The 14,410-nt window shown below is 64.0% G+C and carries 12 protein-coding genes; 6 read left to right on the top strand and 6 right to left on the bottom strand.

The window, feature by feature from the left end; genetic code table 11:
• Positions 1-39: 39 nt before the first annotated feature.
• The 3 genes from ACOZ9V_RS16910 to ACOZ9V_RS16900 are packed head-to-tail and all read left to right on the top strand — an operon-like array spanning position 40 to position 3,399.
• A complete protein-coding gene (locus ACOZ9V_RS16910) occupies positions 40-1,497 on the top strand; it encodes an aromatic amino acid ammonia-lyase (protein WP_139909220.1) in 1,458 nt (485 codons plus the stop codon).
• Positions 1,494-2,804, top strand: coding sequence for an MFS transporter (locus ACOZ9V_RS16905; protein ID WP_139909219.1), 1,311 nt, complete (start codon positions 1,494-1,496; stop codon positions 2,802-2,804). The genes ACOZ9V_RS16910 and ACOZ9V_RS16905 overlap by 4 nt, the downstream gene beginning before the upstream one ends.
• Before the next feature lie 55 nt (positions 2,805-2,859).
• A complete protein-coding gene (locus tag ACOZ9V_RS16900; RefSeq protein WP_434591950.1) occupies positions 2,860-3,399 on the top strand; it encodes a DUF421 domain-containing protein in 540 nt (179 codons plus the stop codon).
• Between the two features lie 3 nt (positions 3,400-3,402).
• On the opposite strand, the gene ACOZ9V_RS16895 is transcribed toward ACOZ9V_RS16900, so the two are convergent.
• Positions 3,403-4,413, bottom strand: a complete 1,011-nt coding sequence (locus ACOZ9V_RS16895; protein ID WP_434591947.1) for an amidohydrolase family protein — start codon at positions 4,411-4,413, stop codon at positions 3,403-3,405.
• Between the two features lie 69 nt (positions 4,414-4,482).
• Here ACOZ9V_RS16895 and ACOZ9V_RS16890 point away from each other — a divergent pair, with 69 nt between their 5' ends.
• Entirely contained in the window at positions 4,483-5,325 is an 843-nt protein-coding gene (locus ACOZ9V_RS16890) for a DUF402 domain-containing protein (protein ID WP_434591944.1), read from the top strand.
• Between the two features lie 75 nt (positions 5,326-5,400).
• A complete protein-coding gene (locus tag ACOZ9V_RS16885; protein ID WP_139909216.1) occupies positions 5,401-6,423 on the top strand; it encodes an MDR family NADP-dependent oxidoreductase in 1,023 nt (340 codons plus the stop codon).
• A gap of 96 nt (positions 6,424-6,519) precedes the next feature.
• Here ACOZ9V_RS16885 and ACOZ9V_RS16880 read toward each other — a convergent pair whose 3' ends face one another.
• From ACOZ9V_RS16880 to ACOZ9V_RS16860, 5 genes are all read right to left on the bottom strand, one after another.
• A complete protein-coding gene (locus ACOZ9V_RS16880) occupies positions 6,520-7,974 on the bottom strand; it encodes a rhamnulokinase (RefSeq protein ID WP_434591940.1) in 1,455 nt (484 codons plus the stop codon).
• A 29-nt stretch (positions 7,975-8,003) separates the two neighbouring features.
• A complete protein-coding gene (locus ACOZ9V_RS16875) occupies positions 8,004-10,040 on the bottom strand; it encodes a bifunctional aldolase/short-chain dehydrogenase (protein WP_434591937.1) in 2,037 nt (678 codons plus the stop codon).
• Positions 10,041-10,143: 103 nt separating this feature from the next.
• Positions 10,144-11,313, bottom strand: coding sequence for an L-rhamnose isomerase (gene rhaI, locus ACOZ9V_RS16870; RefSeq protein WP_139909213.1), 1,170 nt, complete (start codon positions 11,311-11,313; stop codon positions 10,144-10,146).
• Between the two features lie 86 nt (positions 11,314-11,399).
• On the bottom strand, positions 11,400-11,753 hold the full coding sequence (locus ACOZ9V_RS16865; protein ID WP_139469116.1) for an L-rhamnose mutarotase: 354 nt from the start codon (positions 11,751-11,753) through the stop codon (positions 11,400-11,402).
• Between the two features lies 1 nt (position 11,754).
• Positions 11,755-13,116 (bottom strand): MFS transporter, encoded by a 1,362-nt coding sequence (locus tag ACOZ9V_RS16860; protein WP_181272411.1) that lies wholly within the window; start codon positions 13,114-13,116, stop codon positions 11,755-11,757.
• 286 nt (positions 13,117-13,402) lie between these two features.
• On the opposite strand from ACOZ9V_RS16860, the gene ACOZ9V_RS16855 reads away from it, so the two are divergent.
• Positions 13,403-14,410: a LacI family DNA-binding transcriptional regulator gene (locus ACOZ9V_RS16855; protein WP_434591933.1), complete on the top strand. Its 1,008-nt coding sequence runs from the start codon at positions 13,403-13,405 to the stop codon at positions 14,408-14,410.

The raw sequence follows: 14,410 nt of genomic DNA, 5'->3' as shown, positions 1-14,410 counted from the left end.
CATCCGGAACTCAGCCCGACCCCTCCGGGAAGGAAGACGATGTCGTTGCCCGACCACTTGACCCTGACTGCCCTCATCCGGTTCGCTCGTGACGGCGACACCCTGACATTTGCCGATACGACGGCGATGACTGCCGCTCACGACTTCGCCATCGAAGCAGTTGACACCGTTCCGATCTACGGCCGCTCGACCGGCGTCGGGGCGAACAAGGCGGTCGAACTCGACGAGAGCAACTCAAGCGATCAGGATCTTCGACTCCTCCGCAGTCACGCTGTCGGCGCCGGCGACCTGGTCGACGATCAGACGGTGCGGATGGCCATGGCCATCCGCACCAACCAGCTGCTGCGCGGCGGGTCCGGAATCTCTGTCGACGTCGTTGCCGCACTACGTGATCTTCTCGACAGCGGGCACCGCCCGATCATTCGCGAGGTAGGATCCCTGGGCACAGGTGACCTCTCCCAGATGGCCGAGCTCGCTCTCACACTCATCGGGGAGAAGCCGACCGCTGACGGCACCTTCCGCGCCCTGTGGACTCCGCATGGCGGGGATGCGCTTCCGTTCATTTCGAGCAACGCCTTCACCCTCGCCTCAGCCGCGCGTGCGGTCGCCGAGGTGGACCGCTTCGTGGATCACTTCGTGCACATCGCGGCAGCGTCCATGAAGGTCACCGGAGCCAATCTCGAACCATTCGCTGCGGCCGTTCAGGCCGCGCGGCCCGAGCCCGGGCAGAAGGAAGCGGCAGCACGCATCCTCGAGGTCATCGGCACAAATTCGTGGGAGGCTCGCAGACTTCAGGACACTTTCGGCTTCCGCGCGATCACCCCCGTTCTGTCCACTCTGCTCACCGCGCGTTCACGATTGGCTGAGGCTGTCGAGGTCGAGATGAACGCGAGCCCGGAGAACCCGCTCATCGACGTCGATTCGGCGTGGATCTATCACAACGGCAACTTCCACTCCCAGCAGCTGATGATCGAACTCGAGGCGACCACACTCGCGCTCTTCGGAGCCGCCCAGCTCTCCTTTGACAGGACGATGCGCCTATCCGAACCTGAGGTCACTGGACTCGAGTCCTTCCTCGCCGATTCCACGCCAGGCAGCAGCGGGATCATGATGGCTGAATACGTGAGCGCCTCGGCTCTCAATGAACTCCGAATCCAGGCGCAACCAGCTTCGCTTGCCAACGTCGTGGTCTCCAGGGGAATGGAGGACCACGCCCCGTTCACGGCCCAGGCCGCTAGACAACTGCGTGCCGGCCTCGAACAGGCGCGGAGAGTCCTCTCCATCGAGCTCCTCGGCGCCGCCCGCGGAGTGAGGATGGACGAGGCTGAGCGCCCCGACACAGGCTCGATCCCCTCGTCGCAGTCGCTGGACTACCTCGCCCTCGCCCCAATCGGTCCCATGATTGCCGATCGCCCGCTCACTGACGACATCGCCGCACTTGAGCGGTTCGTTGCCACCGACCTCGAGACCCTCCGTTCGAAGGACACCGCATCATGACCGCATCCACTCAGCCCACGGCTATCGACGATGTGCCGTTCGGGCGGTTCCACGCCCGCATCACCGCGATGACGTTCGGCGCGAACTTCTCCGACGGATACGCGCTCGGGATCATTGGCGCACTCCTGCCTGTGCTCGGCACCCAATGGGGACTCAACGGGGTCGAATCCGGACTGCTCGGCGCTTCGGCGCTCATCGGACTCTTCTTCGGCAGCGTCATCCTCGGTCGTGTGAGCGACAGGATCGGGCGGCAGAAGGTCTACGTGCTGAATTTCCTGCTCATCGCTGTCGCCTCCGTCCTCCAACTGTGGGCACCAGAGATCTGGACACTGTTCGCCCTCCGCGTGCTCATCGGCTTCGGACTCGGTGCCGACTACGCCGTCGGTCCGACCTTGCTCTCTGAATTTGCGCCGAGGCGGCACCGCGGCATGATGCTCGCCTCACTGACAGTTATGTGGACAGTCGGCTACGTGGCAGCCAACGTGCTCGGCGTCTACTTGGTCGGCGACGGCGACTCCTGGCGCTGGCTGCTCGCTTCGGGAGCGATTCCCGCACTCATCGTGCTCATCGTCCGGATCGGCGCCCCCGAATCCCCGGCCTGGCTCATCAGCAAGGGTCGGATCGACGAGGCGAAGGCGATCGTGCGCAAGTACATCGGCATCGAGATCACCCCTGAGCAGTTCCCGGCAGTGGCCACTGAGGAGGTCAATGCCGAAGACTTCAAGGAGCTGTTCGGCAGTCGAATGCGGCGCAAGACCTGGTTCGGCGTGATCTTCTACAGTGCACTCGTGCTGCCGTATTTCGCGATCTACACCTTCGTGCCGACGATCTTCACCAGCCTCGAGGTTGAGGACGAGGACCTCCAATATCTCATCCTCAACCTCTTCCTTCTCGCCGGCGGCATCGCCGGACTATGGCTCGTCCAGAAATTCCGCAGACGGCCGGCAACGTTCTGGTCGTTCGTCGTCCTAACGGTCTCATTAGTGCTCCTCGGCGTGTTCTCCGGGGCGAACCTCATCCTGTTGATGATCCCTTTCGCGATCTACACGTTCGTTATGTCGGCGGCCTCGAACCTCACCCAGGTCTACCCTCCCGAGCTCTTTCCCACGAGTCTGCGTGCCTCTGGCGTCGGACTGCTCAACGGGCTCAGCCGCATAGCTTCGGCGGTGGGCACCTTCGTCCTCCCGATCATGCTCGAAGGCTGGGGGATCGCAGTGTCGATGTACGTCCTCGCCGCTGTCCTCGCAGTGGGCGCAGTGTTTACGTGGCTGTGGGCTCCGGAGACCGCGAAAGATCACATCGTCTGACTCAGCGCAGAACCCCGAACACGGGGCAGGCGTATCATCCGTTCCGGAGGTTGTCATGGATTGGATGGAATACGGGCTCAACTGGGTCGACGCAGTCAGGATCGTCGTGTCGTGCGTGGCCTTCTACTTCGGGATCATTCTGCTCTTGCGCATCTTCGGCCAGCGCACTCTGGCGAGCCTGTCGAGCTTCGACGTGGCCGCGATCATCGCGATGGGAGCGATCATCGGGCGGTCCATCCTCGGCGATACCCCGACCCTGGCGGCCGGAGTCCTGGGTCTGGCGACCCTGCTGATCCTGCAGGCGCTCAGCGGATTCGGCCGACGCTTCGGATTCGTGCGCAGCGTCGTCAACTCCCCGGCGGTGGTGCTCATGGCCGGTCGCGAGATCCTCACAGACAATCTGTCGAAGAGCCACGTCGACCACGACGAACTCATCGCCAAACTGCGATCTGCCAGCATCCGCAACCGCGATGAGGTGGCATGCGTGATCCTCGAATCGACCGGTCAGATCAGCGTCATCCGACGCGGCGCACCCATCGCCGAGGAGATGCTCACCGGGGTCGTCGGTGCCGACCGAGTGCCCCGCGACGGCTGAGACTCAGTCGAGCCCGAGCACCTTCGCGCCGTTGGTCCACAGCACCGAGCGCATCCAATCATCGCCGAGGCCCAGGGCGGCCAGGCCGGAGATCTGATCGACATAGGGATAGGGGATGTTCGGGAAATCAGAGCCGAGGATGACCTTGTCCTCAAGCCTGGCCAGTCGTTCGCGGTAGGCGGGGGTCACCTCGGCGGGGGTGGAGAAATACCCGGACGCGAACATCGTCGTATCGAGATAGACGTTGTCGAAGCTCTCGGCGAGATCGGCGAACTCATCGTACTCGGGCATGCCCATATGGGCGATGACGAACTTCAGCTGCGGGAATCGCTCGAGGACGTTCGCCACCGCCTGCGGACCGGTGTACGTGCCCGGCAGGGGGGCGGATCCGGCGTGGATGACGATCGGCACGCGGGCCTCCTCGAGAGCCTTCCACGCGGGGTCGAGGACCTCGTCGTCGGGAGAGAACACACCGACCTGGACGTGGACCTTGAACAGCTTCGCACCGGCGGCAAGTGCGGCCGGGACGTAGTCGGCTGATTCGGGTTCGGCATAGAGGGTGCCGCAGTGGATGACGTCGTCGTGGGCGACGGCGAACTCGGCGTTCCATTCGTTGAGCCACGCGGCCATTCCGGGTCTGTGCGGGTAAGTCAGGGCCGGGACCGCGCGCAGGCCGAGATCGCGGACGATATCCAGGCGGGTATCCGTGTCGTACCGGTAGTTGATCGGCCAGTCGCGGCCGTAGTTGTCCGAGGCGTTGTCGAAGTACTCCCACACCTTGTCGAGCACGTTCTGAGGAAGGAAGTGGACGTGGATGTCGGCGAGTCCGGGTAGGCCGAGGGCGCGGACGTAGTCGGGGACTTCGGCATCGGTGCGCGGAGGAGCAGTCATCGTGTCCGGGACCTCGAAAGTCCGACCGATCGTCGTCCCCGGGGCAGGGTTCGCGGTTGGGAGAGTGGGTGCGGTCTGGGAAGCCGAAGGGGTCTGAGTCGCTACGTCATCGGAGTCGTTCATGGCCCCACTCTATGACCTCGCCGCCCAGGTCTTCAGCGCTCGCCCATGCCCGACGCATAGACTGCCCGCATGAGCCTGCGCGATCCGTTCACGATCCCCACTCCGTCCCAGGTCAGACCCGTGGGGAAGGCGCCGTACTGGACTCCGGGGCAGACCGTGACCTGGACGTTCCGTCGATTCGACTTCGACCGCGACCTCGCCGAGGTGGCCCGCCCGATGCGTGTCATCGCTGATGGGCCGTCCGGTTCTGTTCTGTGGTTGGCCGGGGGTACGCCGACGCAGGAGACCCGCATCTTCGGGTGGGAAGACACGAACGCCCACGATGTGCCGTTGAAGGCACGGTTCCGACCGCCGGCCGAGGCGCCGACGAGGATCAACGTCGAGGGCACGTGGCGGGGTCGCGGGGTGCTCAAGATCGTCCCGCCCGAAGCTCCGTTCTCCGTATGGGTGCTGCTCAAAGATGCTGGGGACGGTGCCGATCGTCCGGAGTCCGGCGGCGTGCGGGTCGAGTGGTACATCAATCTTGAGACCACGCATCAACGCACCGATGATGCGCTGTTCACCAGCGACCACATCCTCGATATCACCTTCCCGATCGCGTCAATGCCCCTGCACGCCGAGGACGGACGGCTCGATCCGACCGGCGCCGTGTTCAAGGACGTCGACGAACTCGCCGCGGCGGCGAACTACGGGGCGTGGCCGAAGGAATGGTCGGAGATCATCCGGGACAATGGCAGCCACCTGCTCGACCACCTCGGCGATTTCGGTTGGGCCTTCGATCCCGAATGGGAGACGGCGGCTCGCGATCTGGTGGGGAAGGCTCGACTGGGTGCCGCCTCGGCGTCAGAAAAATCGTTCGATCAGGAACATCGGGCGATCCCGAATGGTTGTTATGACCGACAGCATCGGTGATCGTCGCGGATGCACCTGTCGCCCCAATGAAGCACACAAGCGAAGAATGATCTGCTGCTGAAAGGAACCGTCTCCATGACGACCAACCATCGGATTCGCCTGAACTCGCGCCCCGTGGGCGCTCCCACTGCAGAGAACTACCTGCTCGACGAGGTGCCTGTGCCGACCCCGGGCGAGGGGCAGGTGCTGCTGCGCACCCTTTATCTCTCGCTCGATCCGTACATGCGCGGGCGGATGTCGGACGCGAAGTCCTACGCCAAGCCCGTCGAGGTCGGCGATGTCATGGTCGGCGCCACCGTCTCCGAGGTCGTCGAATCCAATGCCGAGGGCTTCACCGCTGGCGAGATCGTGCTCGGCTACGGCGGTTGGCAGGAGTATTCGGTCGAGTCGACCGGACACCTGCGCAAGATCGACCCGGAGATCGCACCGATCTCCACCCACCTCGGTGTGCTCGGCATGCCCGGGTTCACTGCGTACGCGGGTCTGCTCGAGATCGGTCAGCCCAAGGCCGGCGAGACTGTGGCCGTGGCCGCTGCGACCGGTCCCGTCGGATCCGTCGTCGGCCAGATCGCAAAGATCAAGGGAGCGACCGCCGTCGGCATCGCCGGCGGACCCGACAAGGTCGCTCACCTGCGAGAGCTCGGTTTCGACGTGGCACTCGACCACCGCACGGGGAACCTGCGGCAGGAGCTGAAGGAGGCGGTTCCGCAGGGCATCGACGTCTACTTTGAGAACGTCGGCGGGGAGGTCTTCGACGCTGTGCTGCCGCGGCTCAATACGTTCGCTCGCGTGCCCGTGTGCGGTCTCGTCGCCAACTACAACCTCACCTCGCTGCCCGAGGGGCCGGACCGTTCGGGAGCGCTCATGGGGAACATCCTGACGAAGTCGCTGCTCGTGCGCGGATTCATCCAGACCGAGTTCGCCGAGCGTCTGACCCCGCAGTTCCTTGAGGACATGAGCGGTTGGCTCAAGGAAGGCAAGGTTCGCTTCCGCGAGGATATCCGCCCCGGACTCGAGAAGGCTCCCGAATACTTCAACGACCTGCTCACCGGCGGAAACTTCGGCAAGATGGTCGTCGCCGTGGGCGCCGAGAGCTGAGTCTGTCGGTTCATCCCTGAATCGGAAACGAGGCGGCGGCGTCGGCCAGTTCTGGCCGACGCCGCCTCTTTCTTGCGTTGCAGTTCGCAACGCTGTTCAGCCAGGCAGGTATTCGGTGACGGAGAACGAGTTCCTCACGACCTGACGCAGCTCGTCCAAGCTGCTGGCCGGATCGACTTGTCCGACTGCTCGCGCCTGAATGAGCAGATTGCCGATCGCCGTCGCCTCGACAGGACCGGCGAGCACTCTGAGGCCGGAGTGATTCGCGGTGAGCTGGCAGAGCAGCCAGTTCTGCGAACCACCGCCGACGATGTGGATCGTCTCCACACTCCGTCCCGTCAGCTTCTCGGCCGTCGCAATGGTCTGAGCATAAGCGACGGCAAGCGATTCGAGGATGGACCTGACCACCTCGGCGCGGGTGTGCGGAGGTTCGATGCCGTGCTCACGGCACCAGTCGCGGATGCGGGTGGGCATGTCCCCGGGCGGGGTGAATCGGTCATCGGACGGGTCGAATACGGCGACGGGAGTCTCGATCGCCGCGGCCTCGGCGAGCAGGGTCTCGAGATCCGAGCTGCGCTGAGCATCGGTGGCGTCGTGTTCCCACTGGCGCATCGATTCGCTGAGCAGCCACAGACCGGACACGTTCTTGAGGAACCGGATCGTTCCGTCGACTCCGCCTTCGTTCGTGAAGTTCGCTCGGCGCGCCTCCTCGGTCACGACCGGGTCGTCGATCTCGAGACCGACCAGGGACCAGGTTCCGCTGGAGATATAAGCAGAGTTCTGCCCCTCCATCGGCACGGCCACCACCGCCGAGGCGGTGTCATGGCTGCCCACGGCCGTGACCTGGATCGGTTCGACCGCACCGAGACGTTCAGCCACCGGTGCTCTGAGTTCACCGATGCTCTCACCGGGAGAGACGAGAGCGGGCAGAAGATCGGCCGGCAGTCCGAGCCGTTCCATGAGGTCGGCGTCCCAGTCTCCGTTGCGGACCGACAGAAGCCCGGTCGTCGAGGCGTTCGTGCGTTCGGTACGCATCTGCCCGGTCAGCCAGAATCCGACGAGATCGGGAACGAGCAGTGCCGCGTCGGCGAGGTTGAGGAACCCGGATTCGGCTTCGACCGCGAACTGGAACACGGTGTTGAAGTCGAGGTGCTGGAGGCCGTTGTGGGTGAAGAGCTCATCAGGGGCGACGAGTTCGTGGACGATTTCGACACCGCGCAGATTCCGTCCGTCCCGGTAATGGTGCGGAATCCCGAGCAGTTCTCCGCCGCGGAGCAGCCCATAGTCGACGGCCCACGAATCGATGCCGATGCTCACGAGTCCCGGACTTCTGAGGATGGCTTCCCGGAGGCCCGTACTCAGTTCGGCAAACAGCGACTGGATGTTCCAGTGCATGCTCTCGCCCAAGAACTGCGGCACATTCGCAAACCGTGCCACGGGTTTCATCCGCAGCACACCGTCGGCGACCCCGCCGAGGATGACACGTCCGCTCGTGGCGCCGAGATCGACCGCGGCGAGAGTGAGACCGGCAGCAGATTCAGTGGTATCCATATGTATGAGGATCTCCGTTCGCGTGCGGCTCAGCGCAGGAACGCTGCGGCGACTCCGGCGTCGACGGGCACGTGCAGGCCGGTCGTATGCGAGAAGTCGGAAGTGCACAGCGCATAGACGGCGTTGGCCACGTTCTCCGGGACGACCTCACGGCCGAGGATGGTCCGCTGAGCATAGAACTTGCCCAGGTCCTTCTCCTCCACCCCATAGGTCTTCGCGCGCTGCGCACCCCAACCGCCGGCGAAGATTCCTGAACCGCGCACAACGCCGTCGGGGTTGATGCCGTTGACACGGATTCCGTGTTCGCCGAGCTCAGCCGCGAGCAGACGCACCTGATGAGCTTGATCGGCTTTCGTCGCCGAGTAGGCGATATTGTTCGGTCCAGCGAAGACGGAGTTCTTCGAGGAGATGTAGACGATGTCACCGCCGAGCCCTTGGTCGACGAGGATCCGGGCGGCGTTCTTCGACACGAGGAACGACCCCTTGGCCATCACGTTGTGCTGGAGGTCCCAATCGGCTTCGGTCGTGTCGAACAGCGACTTCGACAGGGACAGCCCGGCATTGTTGACGATGAGATCGAGACCGCCGAAGGCGAGGACCGCCTCGTTCAAGGCCGCCTGCACTCCGGCCTCATCGGAGACATCGGCTGCGACGCCGATGGCGACATCGGTCGGCCCGAGTTCGGTCGCAACCTCCTGTGCTTTGGTCCGGTCGAGATCGGCGATGACGACGCAGGCCCCCTCGGCGACGAGGCGAGTGGCGATCGCCTTGCCGATCCCCGAAGCGGCGCCGGTGACGAACGCGATGCGACCGGCCAGCGGCTTAGGTGCAGGCCTCCGCTGCAGCTTGGCTTCCTCGAGAGCCCAGTATTCGATGCGGAACTTCTCCGCCTCGCTGATGGGAGCGTAGGTCGACAGCGCTTCGGCTCCGCGCATGACGTTGATGGCATTGACGTAGAACTCGCCGGCCACCCGCGCCGTCTGCTTGTCCGCGCCATAGGAGAACATGCCCACCCCAGGAACGAGGATGATCGCCGGATCAGCCCCGCGCATGGCGGGTGATTCAGCATCGGCGTGGCGGTCGTAATAGGCCGCATAATCGGCTCGGTAGGCCTCGTGCAGTGCCGGGAGTGCGGCGATGGTCTCTTCCACCGAGGTGGCCGCCGGCAGATCGATGACCAGCGGCTTCACCTTGGTGCGGAGGAAATGGTCCGGGCAGCTCGTGCCGAGTTCGGCCAGAGCGTTGAGCTTCTCCCCGGCGAGGAATTCGAGCACCGCCGGTTCATCGGTGAAGTGCCCGACCATCGTCCTGTCCGCAGAGGCGAGACCACGCAGGTGCGGAGCCAGGGCCGCGGCCTTGGCCTGACGCTCATCGGCAGGCAGAGCGGCGAAGTCCGTGCGCTCTGCGCCGAAAGGTTCGGGGCGGCCGTGTTCGGCGATATAAGCGGCCGCGGTGTCGATGATCCACCGTGAGTTGGCTTCGGATTCCGCCGAGGTGGCTCCCCAGGCCGTGATCCCGTGACCACCGAGGATGGTGCCGATGGCCTGCGGGTTCTCCGTCTTGATCGCGGCGATATCGAGGCCGAGTTGGAAACCGGGACGGCGCCACGGCACCCAGACGACCTTGTCGCCGAAGATCCTTGTGGCCAGTTCCTCACCGTCTGCCGCAGTGGCGATGGCGATGCCCGAATCCGGGTGGAGGTGGTCGACGTGGGCGGCGTCGACGAGTCCGTGCATGGCGGTGTCGATCGAGGGTGCGGCACCGCCCTTGCCGTGCAGGGTGTAGTCGAAGGCCGCGACCATCTCGTCTTCGCGGTCGACACCGGGATAGGTGTTTTCCATCGACCGCAGCCGGTCGAGGCGGAGGACCGCGAGACCTTCGGGAGTCAGCGTTCCGAGGTCTCCGCCGGAGCCTTTGACCCACATGAGTTCGACGTCTTCGCCGGTCACCGGGTCGATGTCGGTGCCTTTGGCGGAGGTGTTGCCACCGGCAAAGTTCGTATTGCGACGATCGGCGCCGAGCGAGTGCGAGCGGGTGATGAGTTCGTTGACGGTCGGATGGGTCATGGTTCTCCTTGAAAAGGATGGTGCGGGTGTCGAAGTGCGTGATGCAGCGAGGTGGGTCGAGACAGTGGGCGCCGCGATTTCGGGACGCCCACTGTCTCCGAGTTCAGGCGCCCCAGCCGGCTTGGGTGCCGCCGACGCGGTCGACTGCGATCTGCTCCTGGTAGCCGGATTCACGGAGGGCACGGATGGGGTCGGCCGGCAGTCCGCGGGAGACGCGCCAATCAGCGAGGTCGCTGCGAACATCGGTGTAGAACGCATCCATGAAGATGTCGTTGGCGGTGATGACATCGCCTGCTCGCTGAGCCGCAGTGAGCGCCTCGGTGTCGATGAGGAGGGCTCGGGCGGTCATTTCCTGGACATTGAGCACCGAGCGGATCTGTCCTTCGATCTTGTTCTCCACGTTGTGGCACTGGTCGAGCATGAACGCGATATCGGGACTGTTGAGGCCGCCTCCGCGAATCACTTCGTGGATGATTCGGAAGAGCTGGAATGGATCGGCGGCACCGACCATGAGGTCGTCATCGGCGTAGAAGCGGGAATTGAAGTCGAACGAGCCGAGCTTGCCCAGGCGCAGCAGCTGCATGACGATGAATTCGATGTTCGTGCCCGGAGCGTGGTGGCCGGTGTCGAGGCAGACCAGCGCCTTGTCGCCCAGGGCTGCGACCTGGGTGTAGCTAGTGCCCCAGTCGGGGACGTCCGTGTGGTAGAACGAGGGCTCGAAGAACTTGTATTCAAGCACCATCCTCTGTTCCTCGCCGAGGCGGTCGTAGATCTGGGAAAGTGACTCGTGGAGTCGATCTTGCCGACCCCGCATGTCCGCTTGGCCAGGGTAGTTCGAACCTTCGGCCAACCAGATCTTGAGGTCCCGTGATCCAGTGCGATCCATGACGTCGATGCATTCGAGATGAGCGTCGATGGCCTTGGCGCGGATAGCCTCGTCCTCGTGGGTGAGGGCACCGAATTTATAGTCGTCGTCCTGGAATGTGTTCGAGTTGACCGTGCCCAAACGGACTCCGAGTCCGGCAGCGTGGGCAGCCAGCTCATCGAAATCGCAGAGGTCCCACGGAATGTGCAGGGCCACCTGTGGAGCGAGTCCGGTGAGTTCGTGGACCTTTGCAGCATCGGCGATCTTCTCGAACGGGTCCCGCGGAGTGCCCGGGGTGCCGAAGACCTTGAAGCGGGTGCCGGAGTTGCCGAACGCCCAGGAGGGCAGCTCGATCTCCTGCGCGGCGAGCTTATCGGTGATGTCGGAGAAGGTGGGGCGAGTGCTCATGAGAGTTGGTATTCCTTAATGTTGCGGTGGTGCTGGGTGCATTGTGGGACTGAAGAATCAGCGAGTCGCTGGATCCGATGCAGTGGTCACTCGGGGTGAACTTCGGCCCGGGCCGCAGCGAGTTGGTCCTCGAGGTGGAAGACCTCGCGGATTCGTTCCGGTCCTGCGTCGAACGACCCGCCGGCAGCGAAGTACGGAGACATCGACTGCTGCCAAGCAGCGTTGATCTCCGTCAGCTCCATCCCCTTCTGCGCGGCCTCGTAGTCGTCCGTTTCGAGATAGCCGATGACCATGCCGGTCGGATCCGCGAACAGGGAGTAGTTGCGCCACCCGGTGGATTCGAGAGCCTCGAGCATGTCCGGCCATACGGCCCGGTGTGCCGCGACGTACTCATCGAGGCGGGCAGGATCGACCTGCATGCGGAAACACACCCGCTCCATCTCAGCGTTCCCTGACTGAGGTGGAATCGGTCGAACCGGATGTTGCGGTTCCGTCGGTGTGGATATTGCCCGCGACCACCTCGGTGGCGTGATCGGCATCGAGGAGTCGGCCGTAGCGTTCGATCTCGATCTCTTCGAGGGTCTTGTTCTGGGTGTTCGGGGCCCAGATCATGCCGATGAGCAGGGCGGCGACGAGGAGTCCGACGATGAGGAATCCGACGCCGTGGATGCCGGTCTTCTCGAGCATGAGAGGGAACCACAGGGACAGGACGCCGACCATGACGCGCACGATCATGAACATGAAGCCCTGTGCTGAGGCACGGTAGCGGGTGGCGAAGAGCTCGGCTGCCCACAGCCCGTAGAAGGCCTGAGCGCCCAGTCCGGACGAGATGCCCCAGCCGATGGCGAAGACGAGGAGGGAGAACCAACCGGCCGGTCCCCAGATGAGCACGGCCCAGGCGATGACGCCGAGTCCGGCGCCGAAGCCGTAGAGCCAGCGGCGGGAGACCTTGTCGCCGTAGCGCATAAAGCCGAAGAAGGTTGCGGCGCTGGTCAGACCCCAGACGAGGACCTGCAGCAGGTATTGGGAGCGGGCATCGGTGAGTCCGGTGGCCTCGTAGATGCGGGGCTGGAAGATTCCGGCCTGACCGGCCACCGTGTTCCACAGGCCGTAGACGCCGATGAGGAAGAGGAGTGCTGTGATGTTCTTCTTCTTGGTGAACATCTCGAAGATTCCGCGGTAGGTGCCCACGGTGTTCGGGTTGGCCTGCTTCTTCGTCCAGCGACGCGATTCGCTCAGTCCGCGGCGGACCCACCAGGTGATGAAGGCGACGACGAAGAGGTGGGCGAAGATGATGCGGGAGCCAAGCAGACCCATCGGTTCGAGCAGGGCGGCAAGGAGGAAGCCGATCATCGGCCCGATCGACCAGGCCAACTGGGCCACACCGACATGGCCGGCCCTACGGCCGTCGGGGGCTTCCTCGGCGATATAGGTCCATGCGGCGGTGACACCGGCACCGACGGCGATGCCTGTGAGGACGAAGCCGATGAGCAGCGAGGCGAAGTTGAACGCGAAGATCGCGAACAGCGTGCCGAACATGTACAGGAGCAGGTCGTAGGTGTAGATGAACTTCCGGCCGTAGCGGTCACAGAGCGGACCGCCGATGGCTGCACCGATCGCAGCACCGAAGGCGTTGGCACTCAGTGCACTGAGCAGGCCGACGGCCATGCTGTCGAGGCCGAATTCCGTCTGCCACAGGCTGATGCTCGTGGCGATCGCGATGATCGAACCGGCTTCGATGTAGTTCGACATAGCCACGGCGACCGTGGCCTTCCATTTGGACGACGTCGTTGTGTCCTTCATAGGTTCCTCCAGGATGGCTCGGTGATCGCGACTTCGCGAATCCGCCGGGTGAGATGAAGTGATTGAAACGTTTCAATATTGTTGCTCGGAACATTAGCATGTCGTTCGGGTCACATCAAGACCGCCGTTGGCGGTTGTGGAAGTTGGGGTGGGAGCGGCGGCCGGAATGACGGTGCGTCAGGCACAATGAGACATGCCTGCCCGCGAAATTGCGGAGTGCCGCGGAGCGGATAACGGACGGCACAGCGCAGGTGACGTAAGTACAACGGATGACAGAGGGAGACTCATGGCGAAAGTGAGCATGCGCGAAGTCGCCGACCGCGCAGGAGTCTCGGTCGGCACGGTCTCCCATGTCGTCAACGGTTCGTCGAAGGTCGCCGAGGCGACGGCGGCGAAGGTCAACGCCGCAATCGAGGAGCTTGGTTTCGTTCGCAATGCCGCGGCCAGGCAGCTGCGATCTGGGCACAGCAGCAGTTTGGGCCTCGTCGTCCTCGACACCGCGAACCCGTTCTTCGCGTCTGTTGCGCACGGGGCCAGACAAGCCTGTGACGAGGCAGGACTGTCACTGCTCATCGGAGACTCGGGGACCGATGAGGCCCGGGAATCGAAATATGTCGACCTCTTCGCCGAACAGAGAGTGAACGGTCTGCTCGTCACCCCGACTGGCTCAGACCTGTCCGGGCTCGAATCGATTGCGTCCAGAGGCACGCCCGTCATGCTCGTCGACCGTGACTCGGACGGCTACGCCCTGTCGTCAGTGACCGTGGACAATATCGCCGGAGGGCGGTTGGCACTCGACCACATCATCGCCGGTGGCTGCACGAGACCAGCGTTCATCGGCGGACAGCAGTCGCTGCCGCAGGTCGCCGACCGTTTGACCGGAGCGCGAGAACGAGCCGGTCAAGCAGGACTCGAGTTGCCGGTCTTCGACACCGCCGAACTCACCATCCTCGCCGGACGGGACGCGGGGGAGAAGGTCGTCGCACTGCCCGACGATCAGCGGCCCGACGCGGTCTTCTGCGCCAACGATCTGTTGGCGGTCGGATTCATGCAGGCAGTCATCATGTTCAGCGATCTGCGGATCCCCGAGGACATCGCGATCGTCGGCTACGACGATATCGACTATGCGTTCTCAACGATCGTGCCCTTGACTTCCGTGCGGCAGCCGGCGGAACTGCTCGGACGCACGGCGGTGGAGGCACTCCTGCAGGAGAACGCATTGGCCTCGGATGAACATCACGACCGCCAGTTCACCCCGGAACTCGTGGTGCGGGGGTCGACCAGGCCGGTGTGA

Source organism: Brevibacterium sp. 1718 (assembly GCF_051131255.1).
In the GTDB taxonomy this organism is placed as follows: Bacteria; Actinomycetota; Actinomycetes; order Actinomycetales; family Brevibacteriaceae; genus Brevibacterium; species Brevibacterium sediminis.
The sequence above is the reverse complement of the archived record's forward strand: the minus strand, read 5'-3'. Positions and strand labels throughout refer to the sequence as shown.